At 48.1% G+C, this 18120-nt stretch carries 19 protein-coding genes, 8 tRNA genes and 1 rRNA gene; 4 read left to right on the top strand and 24 right to left on the bottom strand.

Going from position 1 to position 18120, the window contains the following annotated elements:
- Positions 1-45 precede the first annotated feature (45 nt).
- The 15 genes from hisJ to AC58UW_RS16825 form a co-directional block, all read right to left on the bottom strand.
- A complete protein-coding gene (gene hisJ / locus AC58UW_RS16895; protein WP_497421802.1) occupies positions 46-852 on the bottom strand; it encodes a histidinol-phosphatase HisJ in 807 nt (268 codons plus the stop codon).
- 26 nt (positions 853-878) lie between these two features.
- The gene (gene hisIE, locus AC58UW_RS16890; RefSeq protein ID WP_497421801.1) at positions 879-1535 is read right to left on the bottom strand and encodes a bifunctional phosphoribosyl-AMP cyclohydrolase/phosphoribosyl-ATP diphosphatase HisIE; all 657 of its coding nucleotides are present in this window, start codon (positions 1533-1535) and stop codon (positions 879-881) included.
- Positions 1532-2290, bottom strand: coding sequence for an imidazole glycerol phosphate synthase subunit HisF (gene hisF, locus AC58UW_RS16885; RefSeq protein WP_497421800.1), 759 nt, complete (start codon positions 2288-2290; stop codon positions 1532-1534). The genes hisIE and hisF overlap by 4 nt, the downstream gene beginning before the upstream one ends.
- A 253-nt stretch (positions 2291-2543) precedes the next feature.
- Positions 2544-3146 carry an imidazole glycerol phosphate synthase subunit HisH gene (gene hisH / locus AC58UW_RS16880; protein ID WP_497421799.1) on the bottom strand — a complete coding sequence of 201 codons (603 nt, stop codon included), beginning with the start codon at positions 3144-3146 and terminating at the stop codon, positions 2544-2546.
- A gap of 2 nt (positions 3147-3148) precedes the next feature.
- The gene (gene hisB / locus AC58UW_RS16875; RefSeq protein WP_497421798.1) at positions 3149-3757 is read right to left on the bottom strand and encodes an imidazoleglycerol-phosphate dehydratase HisB; all 609 of its coding nucleotides are present in this window, start codon (positions 3755-3757) and stop codon (positions 3149-3151) included.
- The gene (gene hisD, locus AC58UW_RS16870) at positions 3758-5044 is read right to left on the bottom strand and encodes a histidinol dehydrogenase (protein ID WP_497421797.1); all 1287 of its coding nucleotides are present in this window, start codon (positions 5042-5044) and stop codon (positions 3758-3760) included.
- An 18-nt stretch (positions 5045-5062) separates the two neighbouring features.
- Positions 5063-5701, bottom strand: coding sequence for an ATP phosphoribosyltransferase (hisG, locus tag AC58UW_RS16865; RefSeq protein ID WP_497422018.1), 639 nt, complete (start codon positions 5699-5701; stop codon positions 5063-5065).
- A 72-nt stretch (positions 5702-5773) separates the two neighbouring features.
- On the bottom strand, positions 5774-6985 hold the full coding sequence (locus AC58UW_RS16860) for an ATP phosphoribosyltransferase regulatory subunit (protein WP_497421796.1): 1212 nt from the start codon (positions 6983-6985) through the stop codon (positions 5774-5776).
- A gap of 235 nt (positions 6986-7220) precedes the next feature.
- A complete protein-coding gene (locus AC58UW_RS16855) occupies positions 7221-7697 on the bottom strand; it encodes an acyltransferase (protein WP_497421795.1) in 477 nt (158 codons plus the stop codon).
- Entirely contained in the window at positions 7694-8353 is a 660-nt protein-coding gene (gene ppaX / locus AC58UW_RS16850) for a pyrophosphatase PpaX (RefSeq protein WP_497421794.1), read from the bottom strand. Before ppaX ends, AC58UW_RS16855 begins: the two co-directional genes overlap by 4 nt.
- Positions 8331-9308, bottom strand: a complete 978-nt coding sequence (gene lgt / locus AC58UW_RS16845) for a prolipoprotein diacylglyceryl transferase (RefSeq protein WP_497421793.1) — start codon at positions 9306-9308, stop codon at positions 8331-8333. The genes ppaX and lgt overlap by 23 nt, the downstream gene beginning before the upstream one ends.
- Positions 9309-9350: 42 nt before the next feature.
- Positions 9351-10292 (bottom strand): HPr(Ser) kinase/phosphatase, encoded by a 942-nt coding sequence (gene hprK / locus AC58UW_RS16840; protein WP_145668175.1) that lies wholly within the window; start codon positions 10290-10292, stop codon positions 9351-9353.
- Between the two features lie 183 nt (positions 10293-10475).
- Positions 10476-11597, bottom strand: coding sequence for an ABC transporter ATP-binding protein (locus tag AC58UW_RS16835; RefSeq protein ID WP_161406843.1), 1122 nt, complete (start codon positions 11595-11597; stop codon positions 10476-10478).
- A 113-nt stretch (positions 11598-11710) separates the two neighbouring features.
- On the bottom strand, positions 11711-12826 hold the full coding sequence (locus AC58UW_RS16830) for a PucR family transcriptional regulator (protein WP_497421792.1): 1116 nt from the start codon (positions 12824-12826) through the stop codon (positions 11711-11713).
- 134 nt (positions 12827-12960) lie between these two features.
- Positions 12961-13812, bottom strand: coding sequence for an NlpC/P60 family protein (locus tag AC58UW_RS16825; protein ID WP_497421791.1), 852 nt, complete (start codon positions 13810-13812; stop codon positions 12961-12963).
- Between the two features lie 237 nt (positions 13813-14049).
- Here AC58UW_RS16825 and AC58UW_RS16820 point away from each other — a divergent pair, with 237 nt between their 5' ends.
- The 4 genes from AC58UW_RS16820 (at position 14050) to AC58UW_RS16805 (ending at position 16998) form a co-directional block, all read left to right on the top strand.
- Positions 14050-14442, top strand: coding sequence for a hypothetical protein (locus tag AC58UW_RS16820; protein WP_497421790.1), 393 nt, complete (start codon positions 14050-14052; stop codon positions 14440-14442).
- 6 nt (positions 14443-14448) lie between these two features.
- On the top strand, positions 14449-15045 hold the full coding sequence (locus AC58UW_RS16815; RefSeq protein WP_497421789.1) for a gluconate 2-dehydrogenase subunit 3 family protein: 597 nt from the start codon (positions 14449-14451) through the stop codon (positions 15043-15045).
- Positions 15042-16604, top strand: coding sequence for a GMC family oxidoreductase (locus AC58UW_RS16810; RefSeq protein WP_497421788.1), 1563 nt, complete (start codon positions 15042-15044; stop codon positions 16602-16604). The genes AC58UW_RS16815 and AC58UW_RS16810 overlap by 4 nt, the downstream gene beginning before the upstream one ends.
- Before the next feature lie 91 nt (positions 16605-16695).
- Positions 16696-16998 (top strand): MTH1187 family thiamine-binding protein, encoded by a 303-nt coding sequence (locus AC58UW_RS16805; protein WP_497421787.1) that lies wholly within the window; start codon positions 16696-16698, stop codon positions 16996-16998.
- Positions 16999-17094: 96 nt separating this feature from the next.
- Here AC58UW_RS16805 and AC58UW_RS16800 read toward each other — a convergent pair.
- The 9 genes from AC58UW_RS16800 to AC58UW_RS16760 all read right to left on the bottom strand — a co-directional run.
- Positions 17095-17167 (bottom strand) — tRNA-Lys (locus AC58UW_RS16800).
- Between the two features lie 9 nt (positions 17168-17176).
- Positions 17177-17258, bottom strand: a tRNA-Tyr gene (locus AC58UW_RS16795).
- A 47-nt stretch (positions 17259-17305) separates the two neighbouring features.
- Positions 17306-17378, bottom strand: a tRNA-Phe gene (locus tag AC58UW_RS16790).
- Positions 17379-17422: 44 nt separating this feature from the next.
- A tRNA-Asp gene (locus AC58UW_RS16785) sits at positions 17423-17499 on the bottom strand.
- Between the two features lie 27 nt (positions 17500-17526).
- A tRNA-Thr gene (locus AC58UW_RS16780) sits at positions 17527-17602 on the bottom strand.
- Positions 17603-17615: 13 nt separating this feature from the next.
- Positions 17616-17691 (bottom strand) — tRNA-Val (locus tag AC58UW_RS16775).
- Positions 17692-17707: 16 nt separating this feature from the next.
- Positions 17708-17784: transfer RNA gene (locus tag AC58UW_RS16770), tRNA-Met, on the bottom strand.
- 29 nt (positions 17785-17813) lie between these two features.
- A tRNA-Ser gene (locus tag AC58UW_RS16765) sits at positions 17814-17905 on the bottom strand.
- Between the two features lie 118 nt (positions 17906-18023).
- Positions 18024-18120, bottom strand: a 23S ribosomal RNA gene (locus tag AC58UW_RS16760); the annotation flags it as partial.

The following is an 18120-nucleotide window of genomic DNA, read 5'->3' as shown; positions in this document are numbered from 1 at the left end:
ATAGATTGTTCACGCCCTACTCATTATACATGAAAGCTGTCGAATTTAAAAAGTCACAAGTTGTCGATTTCGTGCATGAAATGTGGCTATTTCGTTAAATCCAATCATTTTGAGCAGCGATCTTGCTTCATCCAAATATTGGGCTAACCGCTCCGGCTGATGAGCATCCGATCCAAGCGTCACTGGGATTCCCACCTTATGGCAATATTCTAGCATGCGGCGGCTCGGAAACATCTCTTTGCACGGATGACGCAGCCCGGAAGCATTCAGCTCAATCGCAAGCCCGCACTCTTTCACGGTATCCAGCGCTGCTTTCTCCAGCTCCCATGTATCGCGATCCGGTACATAACCAAATCGCTTGATCATATCAAGATGACCCAGGTAATCATACAGTCCAGTACGGGCTGCTTTCTTCACTGCCTCGTAGTATTGGGTATAAACCTCATAAATATCCTTACCTTCCCAACCTGCGATCTGGCGAAAATCAGAAATATCCCACTCGCCCAAAAAATGAACGGACCCAATCACATAATCCCATGGATACGCATTAATAATGGCCTCAATTTCTGACTCATAGCCTTCAATGTAATCGCCCTCGAGACCGACACGGATATCAATCTGACCCTTATACTTGTCTTTCAAATGCAGGCACTCCTCGACATAGCGAGGCAGCTCCTCCATAGGCATAGCCATCTCAGGCCAATAGGTCTGCGGATTCACATGCAAAAGCGGCATATGATCAGACAGCCCTAATTGTGTGAGCCCGATCTCGATGCCGCGTTTGACGTACTCCTCTAGTTCCCCAGAGGCATGACCGCAGCGCACATGATGTGTATGATAATCAATCAACATCGTGAAATCACTCCAGGTCGTTTTATTTATTTTTTAACATGTCGATTCGCGAGCTCTTTCATAATATCATCCAATGGCAATTTATTATTACGCAAAAGGACCATTAAGTGAAAAATAAGGTCGCTCGCTTCATAGCGAAGCTCTTCGTTGTCTTTGTTTTTGGCAGCGATAATGACTTCTGCCGTTTCTTCGCCTACTTTTTTGAGGATCTTATCGACGCCTTTTTCGAAAAGGTAGGTCGTATAAGCGCCATCCGGACGCTCAGCATCGCGTGAAGCAATGACCGCTTCCAGCTCGCCAAGGATGGCAAAACGATCTCCGGAGACCGCAGGTTCCGTTCCTTCTTGCGCTGCCCCTTCAACCGGAATGCTTTCCGTGAAGCAAGTGTAAGTACCATTGTGGCAAGCTGGGCCTACTTGCTCTACAAGAACAAGCAGCGTGTCCGCATCGCAGTCGTAGCGTAGAGCCTTAACCTTTTGCGTATGACCGGAAGTAGCGCCTTTGTTCCACAGCTCCTCACGGGAACGGCTCCAGAACCAAGTGTCTCCTGTTTGAATCGTACGCTGCAAAGATTCGCTGTTCATATAGGCCAGCATGAGCACTTCTTTGCTGACGGCATCCTGTACAATGGCAGGTACTAGTCCATGTGCATCATATTTAATCTGTTCCAGTGAAAATGTCATCGAATTTCAACCCCTTTACCTTTCAGGTCAGCCTTGACCCCATGAATCGATAGCTCTTTATAATGAAAAATCGTAGCAGCCAGCCCTGCATCGGCCTTGCCTTCGGTGAATACATCATAGAAATGCTCGGTTTTGCCCGCTCCACCGGAAGCAATCACAGGAATGGTGAGCAGTTCAGATACAGCGCGTGTCAGCTTCAGGTCGAACCCGTCCTTCGTACCGTCCGCGTCCATGCTCGTCAGCAAGATTTCGCCGGCGCCAAGCTCTTCCATCCGCTTCACCCACTCTAGCGTCTTGATGCCTGTTGCATTACGCCCGCCGTGCGTGAACACTTCCCACTCGCCCCACTCCGCGTTAAACTTCGCGTCAATCGCTACAACGATACACTGGGAGCCGAACTTGCGCGCTCCATCGGACACAAGCTGAGGATTACGAACAGCCGCTGTGTTGATACCGATTTTATCCGCTCCTGCACGAAGCAGGCGCTTCATATCATCCACGCTGGAGATGCCCCCTCCTACCGTGAAAGGAATCGTGATTTCTCCCGCCGTTTGCCGGACGACCTCTACCATCGTTGCGCGTCCTTCGACGGAAGCCGAAATATCGAGGAATACGAGCTCATCCGCGCCTTCTTTATCATAAATCGCTGCTAGCTCCACGGGATCGCCCGCATCTCGTAAATTCACGAAATTTACGCCCTTGACCACCCGACCATCCTTGACATCGAGGCAAGGAATAATTCTTTTGGCTAACATGTTGGCACCTCCTTCTTAACTTAAGAGCCCCTGGATTCTATTATTGCAAAATAGGAGTCTCTGGAGGCTTCAAATTTAGGAAAAAAGACCAGGCCCGCTAAAATAAGAGTCTTTAGAGTCCTCTAATTAGCTTAAAGGAGGGCAATTTCCACTCCATCTTCCGAATAAGAGTCTCCAAAGACTTCTATTCCTGCTCAAACTGTCCCATTCCACGAAATAAGAGACCTTTAGGACTGCTATTCCCCGGCCATTCCTAACACATCGCCAGGAAATTTTTCAACAGCTGCATGCCGATATCTCCGCTTTTCTCAGGGTGAAACTGCATTCCGTACACGTTGTCTCTGCCGACAATCGCCGTCACCGGCTGATAGTAATCCGTCACCGCTAGCAGATCACTCTCGCGCTCTGGCTTCGCATGATAGGAATGCACGAAGTATACGTGCCCTTCCTCAATCCCTTTAAAGATTGGGCTCGCGCTTTGCTTATAGCTCAGCTTGTTCCAACCCATATGCGGCACTTTGTAGTCACCGCGGAAACGCACAACGGATCCGGGCAAAAGGCCCAGCCCCTCATGATTCCCGTGCTCCTCGCTGCTAGCGAACAGCAGCTGCATGCCGAGGCAAATACCGAGCAGCGGCTTGCCCGATTCTGCGTAACGCAGAACGACATCGTTCAGCCCTGACTCGCGGAGCTGCTCCATCGCATCGCCGAACGCGCCTACCCCTGGCAGGATTGCCCCTTCAGCAGCTAGAATCTGCTCCGCATCACCTGTAACCACAGCTTCATAACCAAGCCTCTCAACGGCTTTGCTGACGCTATGTAGATTCCCCATGCCATAATCAATAATCGCGATCATTCTTACAGCACTCCCTTCGTCGAAGGAACCCCCTGCACGCGAGGATCAATCGATGTCGCTTCATCTATTGCACGGCCTAACGCTTTGAACACCGCTTCAATCATGTGATGAGTGTTTTGCCCGTAATGCACGATCACATGAAGCGTGATGCGAGCTTCCAGCGCCAGCTTCCATAGAAACTCGTGAACAAGCTGCGTCTCAAAGCTGCCCACGTTAGCCGTAGGGTACTGAGCACGATACTCAAAATGCGGGCGGTTGCTGATATCAATCACGACCTGCGCGAGCGCCTCATCCATAGGCACAAACACGCTTGCATAACGTTTGATACCTCTTTTATCACCTAATGCTTCGCGTAACGTTTGCCCCAAGCAAATCCCGATATCCTCGACCGTGTGATGGTCGTCAATTTCGATATCGCCTTTAGCGTCAACATTCAGGTCGAAGTGTCCATGCTTCGTGAACAAATCCAGCATGTGATTCAAGAAAGGAACGTCCGTTTGAATTTCCGAAACCCCTGTCCCATCCACCTGGAACGAAAGTTTGATATCCGTTTCATTCGTCTTGCGAGCTACACTCGCCGATCGGGTAATCCCTTTGTCCTGTTCAGCCATTTATTTCAACTTCCCTTCCTTCTTGAGTCGTATTTCCACCGCTCTCGCGTGACCTTCGAGCCCTTCGTTGCGGGCCAAAGTCATAATCATTTCGCCGTTCGCGATGAGCGCTTCCTTGCTATAGTGAATAACGCTTGATTTTTTCAAAAAATCGTCTACATTCAGCGGAGATGAGAAACGGGCTGTACCGTTTGTCGGCAGTACATGATTCGGGCCGGCGAAATAATCGCCGACAGGCTCTGTACTGTACGCTCCCAAGAAAATAGCCCCAGCATTCTCAATGCGCGGCAGCAGGTTAAAAGGCTCCTGCACCAACAGCTCGCAATGCTCTGGCGCCAAGCGGTTGACTACGTCAACGCCTTCGTCCAAGCTGTCCACGAGGAGAATGGCCCCTTTGGTCGCTGTGGAAACGGCAGCGATCGCTTTCTTCGGCAGTACGTCCAGCTGCCGCCATAGTTCTAGCCGAACCGATTCGGCTAGCTCTTGCGATGTTGTCACCAGAATGGCCGGTGACATCTCATCATGTTCGGCTTGCGCCAGCAAATCAGCCGCCACGTATTCGGGATCGGCGTGTTCATCCGCCAGCACGACGATGTCTGTTGGCCCGGCGATCATGTCGATATCGACGACGCCGAACACGAAGCGCTTCGCCAGCGCGACGTAGATGTTGCCAGGGCCGACGATTTTATCGACCGGCTGGATCGATTCCGTGCCGTAGGCCAGCGCGGCTACCGCCTGCGCCCCGCCTGCGCGGTAGATCTCTTTCACACCCGCTTCGGCTGCTGCCACGAGGATATGCGGGTTGATGCCCTCTTCCCCAGCGGTGGCCGGAGGCGTCACCATCGCAATCTCCGGCACCCCCGCCACGATCGCGGGGATGGCATTCATCAGCACGGAGGACGGGTAAGCCGCCTTGCCTCCGGGCACGTACAAGCCGACCCGCTTCAGCGGTCGGATGATTTGTCCCAGCAGGCTGCCGTCCGGCTGCAGGTCCATCCATGACGTGCGTTTCTGTTTCTCATGAAACGCACGAATATTTGCGGCTGCTTGACGCAGCGCCGCCAGAAACTCGGCGTCGACTTCTGCGTACGCCGCCTGGATCTCTTCCTCGCTGACGCGAAGCTCAGCGACTTCGACACGGTCGAATTCCTTCGCCATGCGCCGAAGCGCGGCATCGCCGTCCTGACGCACCTCTTCGATGATGCGGCGGACGGTTTCATTTTGCTCCGGTGAGCCGTATTCAACCTCGCGTTTCAATTCAAATTCAGAGGCGGGTAGTATCCGCATATCCATCTCCCTCTCTTTCTAGACCTTCGTCAGCGCAGGAAGCACCGCCTGCAGCATATCACACAACCGCTGAATGGATTCGTTCTTCATGCGGTAGCTGACTCGATTCGCAATTAAGCGGCTCGTAATTTGAAAAATCTCCTCTTGCTCCACGAGTCCGTTCTCTTTGAGCGTCTGTCCCGTCTCCACCATGTCTACAATACGGTCAGCAAGACCGATGAGCGGCGCCAGCTCGATAGAGCCGTTCAACTTAATGACCTCCACCTGCTGTCCTTGCTCGCGGAAATATTGTGACGCGACGTTCGGATACTTCGTCGCCACCCGCGGATTGATTACTTGCTTCCAGTCCGGCAGCCCGATCACCGACATGCGGCAGCGTGCAATTCCCAGATCCAGCAGCTCGTAAACGTTACGGTTTTCCTCCATCAGCACGTCCTTACCGACAACCCCGATATCCGCTACTCCGTATTCGACATACGTTGGGACATCCACAGGCTTTGCCAAAATGAATTCCATTTTCGCTTCATGTACGGGAATAATTAACCGGCGTCCTTCTTCCAGATCCTCCGGAATCGGCAGCCCCGCTTTATGAAAAAGCTTCGCTGCCTGTTTATAAATACGGCCTTTCGGCATCGCTACTTTAAGTATGTCATCCACCGTTCCAACCTTCTTTCCGATCACCGGAGGAAAAGCGCTTAATCTGCGCTCCCTTCCTGCTTTGTGTTTGCCTTATTGTGCCAACAACGCTATAACTTCCTGATACACAATGCCGCGCACCTCAATTGAACCGTCTTCCTTAACCACTCGGGCCTTCGACCAAGCTTCTGGCTCGCTCACCAGCTGCGTAATCACAACAGCCGTTTCCTCGCTGCTCCGCTTAGCTTTGGCTAGTTGGAGTGCTTCTTCACGGTGCTCTGCATCATAAGCAATCAAAACGCGCTTAGGAGTCGCTACAGCTTCTCCGCCAGTCACCTCAAGAATGCGGTTCGTCTTCAGCGCAAAACCCGTCGCCGGCGCAGGACGCCCAAACTGGCTCAATAGATTATCGTATCTGCCGCCGCTGCACACAGGGAAGCCAAGATCCGCCGCATATCCTTCGAATGTCATGCCTGTATAGTAGGAGAAATCTCCAATCATTGTTAAATCTATAACAACATGCTCACTTACGCCATAAGCTTGCAGGACATCCCATACTTCACATAGGTGTCGAATCGCATCCTGAGCGATAGGATGTTGAGATACCATCCGAGCTTGCTCGCAGATTTCATCTCCACCTCTAAGCCTTAACACGCCGATTAACTCCCGCTCTACCTCTGGCGTAAGGGCTAGTGACTTAATAGCTTCGCGGTATCCGACATAATCACGACCGAGCAAATGTTCTTTTAAGCTCAGCTGCGCATCGTTGCGGCCTTCCAGTGTCTCCTGGAACAGTCCGTTCAAGAAACCTACATGGCCGAGCGCAATCTTGAATGTTCCAACGCCAGCTGCTTGCAGAGAAGCAATCGCCAAGGCTACTACTTCAGCGTCAGCCTCTGATGAAGCATCCCCGATGAGTTCCACACCTGTTTGGTAAAACTCAGAATCCCGCCCTGCTTCTTCTTCTATTGCGCGAAACACGTTCGAATGATAGGATAAACGCAATGGGAACGCATGTTCTTTCAATAATGACGAAGCCACTCGAGCGATCGGAGCGGTTAATTCAGAACGCAAAACTAGCGTTTGACCCTTACGATCTAGCAATTTGAACAACTTCTTATCTTCTGTGGAGCTTGCCACTCCAACGGTATCGTAATATTCAAGTGTAGGTGTCAGGATCTGGTTATATCCCCAGCGCTCCATACAAGCCAGTACACGGTATTCTATGTTGCGCAGCTTCATTACCGCTTCAGGTAAGTAATCCTTGACCCCTAACGGCTTTTCAAATACTTTTGGCTTTGACACCGTCTCACCTCAACATCTTGGAATTCAGTTCTGTTTTCTCTCTCATCTTTTACTTTAATGCATTAACGTGCTACCATACTACCAAAATAAAGAATGTACGGCTATTTTATCACGTAACCCTAGGACCGTCAATTGCCTCTTTCTCTAGTTCCCTACATTTACAACCACTTTACATGCACAAAGAAAAAGAGCTGTACAGCTCAATAGCGTACAACCCTTATTTCTCATTTTGTATTTAACGTATCGTTTGCAGTGGATTTCCTGCGACGAAGCTATGCGGGGCTACATCCTTGTGCACGACTGAACCGGCGCCAATGATCGCGTAGTCTCCGATCGTTACACCAGGGAGAATCGTCGTGTTTGCCCCTACCATCACATGGGACCCGATATGAACATCGCCAAGCCTGTATTCCTTGGTCAAATATTCATGAGCCAAAATTGTCGTGTTATACCCGATAATCGTATTATTGCCAATATGTATCTTCTCTGGAAAAAACACATCCACCATCACCATCAAGGCAAATGCTGTGTGTTCCCCCACGGTCATCCCAAGGATATGCCGATAGATCCAGTTTTTCATCCGCAGCGAAGGCGAGTACCTCGTAAGTTGGATAAATACGAAATTACGAATCGCCTTCCATTTGCTGACGGTATGATAGATTTGCCACAGGGCGTTAGGACCCTCAACCGGATACCTGTCCGTTTTTCTCAATGAGCATCCACATCCGACGTAAGCCCCACAATAGGCAGCAGGTCAAACATATCGTCAATCAGATGATCCGGGCTATACTCCTCCAAGTAGGAACGGCCTTTCCATGACCATGTAACGCCGACTGAGATGACACCCGCATTTTTCGCGGCTTCAATGTCATAATGGCTGTCTCCCACCATCACGGCTTGATCCGGAGTGCCCCCTAATACCTTCAGCGCGGCGAGTATCCCTTCCGGGTGCGGTTTCGCTTCCTTGACATCCTCTACGGTAACGATCGTGCTCACGAATTCGTCTAATCCGCACAATTTTAGGCCCATTAGGGTTGTTTGTCTGATTTTGCTGGTCACGATGCCGATTTTAATCCCATTTTCATGCAACTTCTTCATGACTGTTCGTACGTTAGGAAACTCTTTAACAAGCTCATCATGTTTGGATAAGTTAAACGATCTATATTTCTTAATAAGCTCTTCCACTTCTTTTTTACCTGTAAAAAACTCCATTTGCTCCACAAGCGGTCGCCCCATATTCGGGATAATTAGCTCCCGGCCTACGGGTTCTAGCGTTTCGCCTTCCAAACTATGCAAAAAGGACTGCACAATCAACTCATTGGTATCAACAATAGTGCCATCCAGGTCAAACAGTACGGTTTGAATCATATTCTGCTCCTTTATCCTGTTGCTCTTGATCTTTCACTACTCTGTTTTTGTCTAATATTTTTGACGAGACAATAGGGTCCGCATAACGAACATTGGCATACCCTTTTTTCCTTCTTACGATAATCAAGATCGCCATTCCGATGACAAGCAGGAGCGCTAGCAGCTGAGAGAATCTCACGTTGCCGCCATAAGTCATCACGCCCGGCTCAAAGACGATTTTCATCGGAGACCAAAGTGCATTAATAAACGAAGCTAGCCATGCAGGACCTGTGATATCCAGACTATCTGTGCGCACGCCCTCAATGAAGAAGCGCCCTATGGAGTACCAGATGAAGTAGCCGAAGAAGAGCTCGCCTGCCCGCAAGAATGGTCTGCGGCGAAGCCACAGAAGCACACACAATCCTACAATGTTCCATAACGATTCGTACAGAAACGCTGGGTGATAAAAAGTACCTTCAATATTCATTTGATTCACAATAAAATTAGGCAAATGCAACGTGTCGCGCAGGAATGACTCTGAAACAGGACCACCGTGCGCTTCCTGATTCATGAAGTTGCCCCAACGTCCAATAGCCTGGCCAACGATTAAGCCTGGAGCGCAAATATCCGCAATCCGCAAAAAACCGTAGCCTTTCGCTCTAACATAGAAGTACACGCCTATAATTGCCCCGATTAACGCACCATAGATGGCGATTCCGCCGTGCCAGATCATGAATATTTCAGCCAAATTATTCTTATAATCAGACCACTGGAAAGCCACATAGTATATTCTTGCCCCAATAATCGCTGAAGGCACGCCAATCAGCAACAAATCCATGAAGAAATCAGGGATAATCTTGAATCGTTTCCCTTCTCGAATCGCCAATAATAGCCCGATTAATGCTGCTGTACCTAAAATAATGCCATACCACCGGACGTGAATGGGTCCAAGGGAGAACGCAACACTTTCTAACATAGTTTCACTCCTTCAGATGTAAACTTTCTCTCTACCCAGATCTCAATCAAAATCTTCATAATCTTCGTTCAGCGATTCTGTCAGTTTATTCGTAAACTGAAGCGCCGCGTTGTACCCCATCCGCTTCAAACGATAGTTCATCGCAGCCACTTCTACGATAACCGCGAGATTTCGTCCTGGTCGTACAGGAATCGTAACGAGCGGCAGATCCGTGTCGATGATGCGTGTAAGCTCCTCATCTAAGCCCAAACGATCATACTGCTTGTCCTGCTGCCAATTCTCCAGCTTCACCACGACAGAAATTTTCTTTACATTACGAACTGCTCCGGCACCGAATAACGTCATCACATTGATAATACCGACGCCGCGGATTTCGAGCAAATGACGGATCAATTCCGGCGCATTCCCTGTCAGCACTTTATCCCCGTTTTGTCGTATTTCAACCGCATCATCCGCAATCAGGCGATGCCCTCTTTTTACAAGCTCAAGAGCCGTTTCGCTTTTCCCGATACCGCTGCTGCCTGTAATCAGCATACCGATTCCATAAACATCGACGAGTACGCCATGAATTGTCGTGCTTGGCGCTAATTTATTTTCCAAAAACCCCGTTAATCGGCTTGCAAAAATGGTTGTCGACATTTGACTGCGAAGCACAGGAAGGTCTCGTTTTGTCGCTTCTTCCAATAGCTCAGTTGGGATATCTAGTCCTCTTGTCACGATGATGCAAGGTGTTTCCTCTGGAGCGCATAGCTGCTCTACTCGGTTTCTACGTACACCTGTCGTTAACATCTCCATGAAGGTGATTTCTGTCTTCCCTAGCATTTGGATACGTTCTCTCGGATGATAATTGAAATATCCCGCCATCTCGAGACCCGGACGGTACAAATCTCCGGTTGTTATCGCACGTTTGAGTCCAGATTCACCTGCAAGAACCTCCATATGGAGTTGTTCCACTAACTCGGAAACCTTCACCTTTTTGGCCATCGTCCTATCTCCTCTGCGTTTTGCCTGAGCAAAACCTGCTTCATCTGCTCATACTCTTTTCTTTCCAATAGTTTCATCGTAATGGAATACGATATCGAAATCAACTAAAGTGTTCGCAAACTTCCTCTTTCTCCTCAAACAGCAAAAAAGCCAGCCGATAACGGCTGGCCTTTCTAATCCAAATTACTTAACTAAGATGGACAATGTGGATTCTTTATCGAAGAAATGAACTTTGTTCATATCCAAAGCCAATTTCACGTTTGTGCCTTCTTTGATTCCGGAACGGCCATCTACACGTGCGATAACTGTGTTAGCGCCGATACCGTTCAGGTACAAGTACATTTCGTGACCCAAGTTCTCAGTCAATTCAACGTTTACGTTGAATACTGTGTTAGGGGAAGCTTCCAAGAATACTGGCTCTTCGTGAATGTCTTCTGGACGAACTCCCAGAATCACTTCTTTACCAACATATCCTTTATCTTTCAGAACTTGTGCTTTACCAGCTGGAACTTCAACGTTAACAGAACCTGCTTTGAAGAAAATTCCGCTTCCTTCTTGTGTCAATGTACCTGTCATGAAGTTCATGGATGGGGATCCGATGAAGCCCGCAACGAAGATGTTCACTGGGAAGTTGTAGATTTCTTCAGGTGTAGCTGCTTGTTGAATGATACCTTTATCCATAACAACGATGCGATCGCCCATTGTCATTGCTTCGATTTGGTCATGCGTTACGTAAATTGTCGTAACACCAAGACGTTTTGTTAATTTTGTGATTTCCGCACGCATTTGTACGCGAAGTTTCGCATCCAAGTTGGAAAGCGGCTCATCCATTAAGAATACTTGTGGCTCACGAACAATCGCACGACCCAAGGCAACACGTTGACGTTGACCACCGGAAAGAGCTTTTGGTTTGCGGTCCAGCAAGTGAACGATATCCAAGATTTTCGCTGCTTCGCGAACGCGAGCATCGATATCAGCTTTTTTGAATTTACGAAGTTTCAAACCGAATGCCATGTTTTGATAAACAGTCATATGCGGGTAAAGGGCATAGGATTGGAATACCATTGCGATATCGCGGTCTTTAGGAGCAACGTCATTAACTAGGCGGTCTCCGATGTAAAGTTCACCCTCAGTGATTTCCTCTAATCCTGCGATCATACGAAGTGTTGTGGATTTTCCGCAACCGGATGCTCCAACCAATACGACGAACTCTTTATCTGCAACTTCAAGATGGAAATCTTTAACTGTAGATTCTTCTGCACCAGAATATCTTTTAACGATATGATTTAAACGTACGCCTGCCATGTGTTCATTCCCCCTACGATTTATCGATGTACACTACTTGTTCATCAACTTTTGACTATACTCATCTTACCCCACGAATGCCGGACTGACTATGCACAATACCTACAAAAAAATCACTTTCTTTTCGTTACTTTGTACAATAATAGGGCAAGTCTCACCAATACCGCATGATTGAACGTTCGGACATCCAGTCCGGTCTCATTTTTGAACTTGTCCAACCGATATAATAGGGTGTTCCTATGAATATACAGCTTCTTCGCAGTTTCACTAACATTGCAGTCTAACGTAAAGAAATGTTCAAGGGTTGTAACCGTTTCCGTATCCAGTGCATGGTCCGTACCGCGTAGTACTTGTTCGAGGAATTCTGCCTTTTCCTCTTCCTCAATAAGATGCAGCAGCTTTTCCAAACGAAGCTCCCATCGAAGATGAAGGAAGCTGCCTACGTGGAAAGATCGGCCCAGCATAATGGTTTCCCTTAGCTTGAGAATCGTAGCAAACAGCGATTTCGCGGGTTTCACCGGATAATCGATAGCAAGATGGCACTCTCCCACCCATTCATTGGCTAGCATTTCATATAAACCTGAACCTAGGGCATCTAGCGTTTGTTCTACACTCTCTTCTTCGTCGCCCTCGCGTTCCTCGCTGCCGCTCGTTAGTAGGCCTTCCGGCGCTAGAATCAGCCATTCTTTGTCCATTAGAGGAATCAGAATGATCTCCGATTCAAAGAAAGATTCCAGCAGCTTCTTCAGCTCCGCGTAAGAAACGCTTTGGCTTTGGGAGTAATCCCCGTATAAGAGCAGCGGAATTTTCGTTGAATACAGAGAGGATTGTGATGCAAGCGCATCCGGAAGTTCCGCATAAGTTGAACCGAGCTCCATTTGCTGAAGCAGCCAATCCCTTAACTGGTAGGCTTTTCTTTCATCTTCTGACAGATAAGTGCCGCGCTGCTTCTTTTCCTGAGTTTGCTTGGATTCAACCGTCATTTCAACGAGTTTACGCTCAGATGCCGTCAGTTTTGCTCCAGCTACCTGCAATACGCGTATTTCCTTGTGTTCCTTAGCTAAATAAAACAACACATCTTGCCCACGTTCAATGCTTCGACAAAAGCTCGCCGGATATTCGGCTTGTTCTTCGGATAAGTGCAACCAATCTGCTTCAGAGATCAAACTAATGTGCATATGTGTCTGTAAAACCGCTTCCAAACGTTCTTTTATGCGCTCCCAATCCATCTGCGTCTCTCCTTACTCCTAGCTTCTTCTATCTATATCTCCCTATTGTACCATATATGGCAGGTTTCATGGAAAAGAACCCTCCTGCAACTAGGCAGCAAAAGGGTTCTCTTCATTAAATAGCAGCTTTCCTTCTAGTTTAAAACCCGACGTGCCGTCACGTAATGATCTGCCCACCATTCTTTGTTTATGGAGGTAAATTTCACGCCGCCTTCACCGTACGTATGGATCATGTTCCCATCCCCTACATAAATCCCGACATGTCCAATATTTTTCCCTGAATCCACTGTTGTAAAGAAAACTAAATCACCGGTCTGCAAATCGCTTTTGCTTACAAACTTGCCTTCTTTGGCTTGATTGCGAGATACCCGCGGCAGCGTAATGCCGTACTCAGCAAACACAGTCTTCACAAAAGACGAACAATCCATCGTTTTGGTTTGTCCATATGGCGCACCAAAGACGTACGGTGTGCCTAAATATTTCTGAGCAGTCAAAATAAGTTCTGCTTTCAAACGATCCTTAGAGGAAAGAATGCTTCTCCCGGCAATAAAACTACTCTTATAGTCACTTACACTGCGAGTGACGACTTCGTCTTTGCTCTGGGAAGACATGACCATTTTGCCTTTACCGACATAGATGCCAGCAAATGACGGCTTCTCGCCACTGCCAAAGAACAAGACGTCACCTGGTTCCGCTTTGGAAATATCCGTAATTTTCTTTTTATTCATATTAAATTGATCAGCAAGTGTTCTTGGAATCGAGTAATCCAACGTTTGGTAGACATAATAAATTAAGCCCGCGGAATCAAACCCCGCACCAGGCGTTTCGTTGCTTTTGGAATAATCGACTCCTACCATTTTCTTGGCTAGTGAAACTGCATCCATATCATCGTTCGCGGCGTATGCGGATATAGCTGTTGTTGCTGACAGAGCAATCGTTACCGCTGCCGTAATCCCAAATGTGCGTCTTGCAAGAATCTTTATCATTTTTAAATCCTCCAGTACGTATTTGTTAGTAGATATGGAAAAGTCCAATTAATCTAGTACAAGATTACCATGTCAATGAAAAGTCTTTCATTCCTAAAATGTTTCCTAACCCGCACATGATTGGTAAACCTAACAAATCTTTCTTCCGTGCGTCCATTAAAGGCTGGCGTGCTCATAAACTTCGTATTTTTGGAAATAATTGTACAAGGGATGTTTGCCCTATAGGAGGTACTACATATGGTTTGGACGCTATGGTCTTTGGACCGTGTCATCATTCTCTTGGTTGGAGTCGCCTATCTCCTCTTATGGATCCAAGTGACTTTATCGCACTATCGTCAAAACTTTCATAAGAAAATAATGTGGAGTCCAGTCATCCTGTCTCTCCTTATCAGTCTTGTCTCCATCTTGTGCACGCTGATAAATCGTCATGGGTGGTATACGACTGTGCATATCATCTTTTGGCTTGGTGTCCTCCAAGGATTGATCGGCTTTACTTTTCACCTCATTGGTGTTCGAAAAAGAGTAGGCGGCTTTGCTTTACGAAATTTTCTCACAGGACCGCCAGTGCTGATGCCTATACTATTTTCATTTCTAAGTATTCTTGGTCTTGCTGCCATTTATGGAGGTTGATTGACGATGACAAATCATAGCTATTATCCGACTTATAACGTCATGGATGAGCAAAAGGAATGGGATGCCAATACCCGGAATATCGTAAACGCTCGTTTACAGCGTGATACTATGTATCAGTTCCTCACACATGTTGAGGCAGAAACACTGCGGGCATGGTGCTCGCTGCTAATGGATGATAATCGAGGCGAAATCATTCAATACATCCTCTGTCATATTGACGAGGTTCTCACACAAGACAAAGGCGAGGGGCAGCGAAAAGCAAATGTTCCCCCTGTACGCGCGCTTTTACGCCAAGGACTTAAAGCCATTGATGAGACTGGCTGGATCGATAGCAGCAAACCTTTTTTCCAGCTAGATGAACCTTCTCAGCGACAAATTATGTTGCAGATCAGCAGCGACAGCTATCCTCCAACTGTAAATTGGGATGGCCTCCCGCAGAAAGCTTTATTTCAAAAACTACTAAAGCTCAGCGTAGAGGCTTACTATTCTCATCCTTTGGTATGGTCAGAGATTGGTTTTGGCGGTCCTGCCTATCCTCGTGGTTATGTTCGTGCTGAAACAGGTCAGGTTGACCCCTGGGAGGCTGTGAAAGAGCAATGAAAAGGCGATATGAGCAAGATGCCGTTGATATCTTAATTGTTGGAGCAGGCGCTGCTGGCGGAGTTCTTGCCAAAGAACTGAGTGAGGCTGGGCTGAGTGTCGTTGTTTTGGATGCTGGCCCTTGGCGAGATCCTCAGAAAAACTTTGCTAGCGACGAATTGAGCATGCGGCAGTTGGGCTGGGAAGATACTCGGCTAGTAGATGGGACAGTCCCGTTAGGCATGGGTTACTCTAATTCGGGTCGGGGGGTTGGCGGGGGAACACAAAACTTCACAGGCGTTTTCTTGCGATTTCATGAATCTGACTTCAAAACCAAATCCATCGATGGCGTTGGAGAAGACTGGCCTATTCATTACAAAGATCTTGAACCTTACTATAATCGGATCGAGAAAGAAATTGCCGTCTCCGGTCCCAAACTCTTCCCGTGGGGCAACTTTCAGGGACCTTATCCCTATCCAGAACGAGATCCCTTAAGTCCCAATGCTTATCTGTTTCAAAAAGGCTGCGAAGCACTCGGTATTCAATCAGCCGTTACACCGCTTGCCATACTATCTGCCCCCTTTGATGGGCGTCCTCCCTGCATCAATCGCGGATTCTGTATCCAGGGCTGCATGCCGAATGCCAAATTCAGTACCTTGACCGTACATATTCCCAAAGCAGTGAAGGCTGGGGCAGAAATTCTCCCCGATTGCATGGTTACTCAGATCGAAATTGATGCTAACGGCCATGTCAATGGTGTGCTTTTCGTTCATCAAGGAACGGAGTACCGGCAGCGTGCCAAAACGGTTATTTTATGCGCACATGCTGTCGAGACGCCTCGTCTGCTGCTCCACTCCGCGTCGCCGCAATTTCCTGACGGTCTAGCTAATTCCAGCGGGTGGGTAGGCCGCGCGATTATGACTCACAGCAGTAACGATGTTTATGCCAAATTTGAGCAAGAGGTTCGTTTATACAAAGGCACCCCTGTGCTAGCGTCTACGCAAGATTTCTATGAAACGGATCCTCGACGCGGCTATGCTCGTGGTTATACGATTCACTCCCACGGTTCAAGGCCTATTGATATGGCCGATGGGATTAGCAAATCTACACAAGAACCTTTGTGGGGATCAGGGTTAAGACAAGCTATGCTAAATTACAATCACTATGGCAGGCTAACGATGGTGGGAGAGGTACTTCCGCAGTGGGATAACCATATCTCCTTATCTGATGAAAAAGATGAATATGGCATGCCGCGTGCTGCTGTCACCTTTAATTACGGAGATAATGACCGCAAGCTCATTGATCACGCCGTGGACAATATGCAGCTTATCCTCAAAGCGGCCGGTGGCGAAATTGCCTTCGTCGTCCCGGATACGCAGCATTTCATGGGGGGATGCCGCATGGGAAATAATCCTGCTACTTCCGTTGTTAACACGTACGGGCAGAGCCACGATATACCGAACCTTTTTATCTGCGATGCGAGCTTGTTCGTGACCTCCAGCGGCTGCAATCCGACCAACACCGTTATGGCACTCGCTGCAAGGACTGCTGATTATATTATTGAACTCGCCAGCATTTAATGGAGCTGATCTTTCTATGGCTTAGTTGCATCTCGTGCACCTCAACATCTACAATAGAGCATAGCAGACAAGATGAAAGGAGTGCCGTCATATGGCTATTGCAGAATTTACGATAATCCCAATCGGAACAGGAACCACCAGCCTTAGCGGTTATGTAGCTGATCTACACAAAGAGCTAGAAAAGCACGACGATATTACCTTCGAAATGACCCCCATGGGCACTATTCTAGAAGGGGCCTTAGATCGAATTCTGGAAGTCATTCGTGCTGTGCATGAGGTTCCTTTCACCAATGGAGCGCAGCGCGTTTCCACCTCCATCAAAATCGACGATCGCCGTGATAAAGCAGCCTCGATGTCACAAAAAATGCAGTCCGTTGCAGAGAAGTTGAAATAAAAAAGGCATCCCATCTAGGGATGCTTTTCTATTAAGTAAAATAACATAATAAAAATAAAAAAGACCCTCGCGGTCTTGTGCTTTTACTTATAAAAGTGAGCCATGTAGGATTCGAACCTACGACACCCTGATTAAAAGTCAGGTGCTCTACCAACTGAGCTAATGGCTCTTAGGGAAATGGAGGCTGATGGATTCGAACCACCGAACTCGGAGAGAGCAGATTTACAGTCTGCCGTGTTTAGCCACTTCACTAAGCCTCCAGATTGCGAGATAACCGTGCTGCGTCGTGGCAGCACAACCATCTCAATGGCTCGGGACGGAATCGAACCGCCGACACGAGGATTTTCAGTCCTCTGCTCTACCGACTGAGCTACCGAGCCTTATGTACTTCTTTTAGTTTGTCCCATTCATCGAAAAACATGAATGGCGGAGCCGACGGGATTCGAACCCGCGGTCTCCTGCGTGACAGGCAGGCATGTTAGGCCTCTACACCACGGCTCCATGACAATTCAAGCTGCACCAAATGAATGGTGCCGTCGAGAGGACTTGAACCCCCAACCTACTGATTACAAGTCAGTTGCTCTACCAGTTGAGCTACAACGGCATGTGAAGAAAGATGGTGGAGGCTGACGGGATCGAACCGCCGACCCTCTGCTTGTAAGGCAGATGCTCTCCCAGCTGAGCTAAGCCTCCATCTGGATTGGTTTTATGGTAGCGGCAGAGGGGCTCGAACCCCCGACCTTACGGGTATGAACCGTACGCTCTAGCCAGCTGAGCTACGCCGCCACATAAAAGCTGTTATATATGTTTGGAACTGGCGGAGAGAGAGGGATTCGAACCCTCGCACCACTTACGCAGTCTAACCCCTTAGCAGAGGGTCCCCTTATAGCCACTTGGGTATCTCTCCAAGACATATATACTCAGGAAATATTATTCCCTGAAAACTAGATACGAAACTTGCGTAAAGGTTTGATTCTTAGGTTTTAAGCAGAGAGATTTTGAACTACGTTCAAAGATCCCTATATTAGGTTAAGCCCTCGACCGATTAGTATTCGTCAGCTGCATGCATTGCTGCACTTCCACCTCGAACCTATCAACCTCGTCGTCTACAAGGGGTCTTAC

This window comes from Paenibacillus sp. J22R160, from assembly GCF_059692135.1.
Note: the sequence above shows the minus strand (reverse complement) of the source record. Positions and strands in the feature narration are given on the sequence as shown.

Excerpts from the sequence above, each read along its gene's own strand:
- hisJ (WP_497421802.1), bottom strand. The coding sequence starts at position 852 with ATGTTGATTGATTATCATACACATCATGTGCGCTGCGGTCATGCCTCT.
- hisIE (WP_497421801.1), bottom strand. The coding sequence starts at position 1,535 with ATGACATTTTCACTGGAACAGATTAAATATGATGCACATGGACTAGTA.
- hisF (WP_497421800.1), bottom strand. The coding sequence starts at position 2,290 with ATGTTAGCCAAAAGAATTATTCCTTGCCTCGATGTCAAGGATGGTCGG.
- hisH (WP_497421799.1), bottom strand. The coding sequence starts at position 3,146 with ATGATCGCGATTATTGATTATGGCATGGGGAATCTACATAGCGTCAGC.
- hisB (WP_497421798.1), bottom strand. The coding sequence starts at position 3,757 with ATGGCTGAACAGGACAAAGGGATTACCCGATCGGCGAGTGTAGCTCGC.
- hisD (WP_497421797.1), bottom strand. The coding sequence starts at position 5,044 with ATGCGGATACTACCCGCCTCTGAATTTGAATTGAAACGCGAGGTTGAA.
- ppaX (WP_497421794.1), bottom strand. The coding sequence starts at position 8,353 with ATGATTCAAACCGTACTGTTTGACCTGGATGGCACTATTGTTGATACC.
- lgt (WP_497421793.1), bottom strand. The coding sequence starts at position 9,308 with ATGTTAGAAAGTGTTGCGTTCTCCCTTGGACCCATTCACGTCCGGTGG.
- hprK (WP_145668175.1), bottom strand. The coding sequence starts at position 10,292 with ATGGCCAAAAAGGTGAAGGTTTCCGAGTTAGTGGAACAACTCCATATG.
- AC58UW_RS16835 (WP_161406843.1), bottom strand. The coding sequence starts at position 11,597 with ATGGCAGGCGTACGTTTAAATCATATCGTTAAAAGATATTCTGGTGCA.
- AC58UW_RS16830 (WP_497421792.1), bottom strand. The coding sequence starts at position 12,826 with ATGGATTGGGAGCGCATAAAAGAACGTTTGGAAGCGGTTTTACAGACA.
- AC58UW_RS16825 (WP_497421791.1), bottom strand. The coding sequence starts at position 13,812 with ATGATAAAGATTCTTGCAAGACGCACATTTGGGATTACGGCAGCGGTA.
- AC58UW_RS16820 (WP_497421790.1), top strand. The coding sequence starts at position 14,050 with ATGGTTTGGACGCTATGGTCTTTGGACCGTGTCATCATTCTCTTGGTT.
- AC58UW_RS16815 (WP_497421789.1), top strand. The coding sequence starts at position 14,449 with ATGACAAATCATAGCTATTATCCGACTTATAACGTCATGGATGAGCAA.
- AC58UW_RS16810 (WP_497421788.1), top strand. The coding sequence starts at position 15,042 with ATGAAAAGGCGATATGAGCAAGATGCCGTTGATATCTTAATTGTTGGA.
- AC58UW_RS16805 (WP_497421787.1), top strand. The coding sequence starts at position 16,696 with ATGGCTATTGCAGAATTTACGATAATCCCAATCGGAACAGGAACCACC.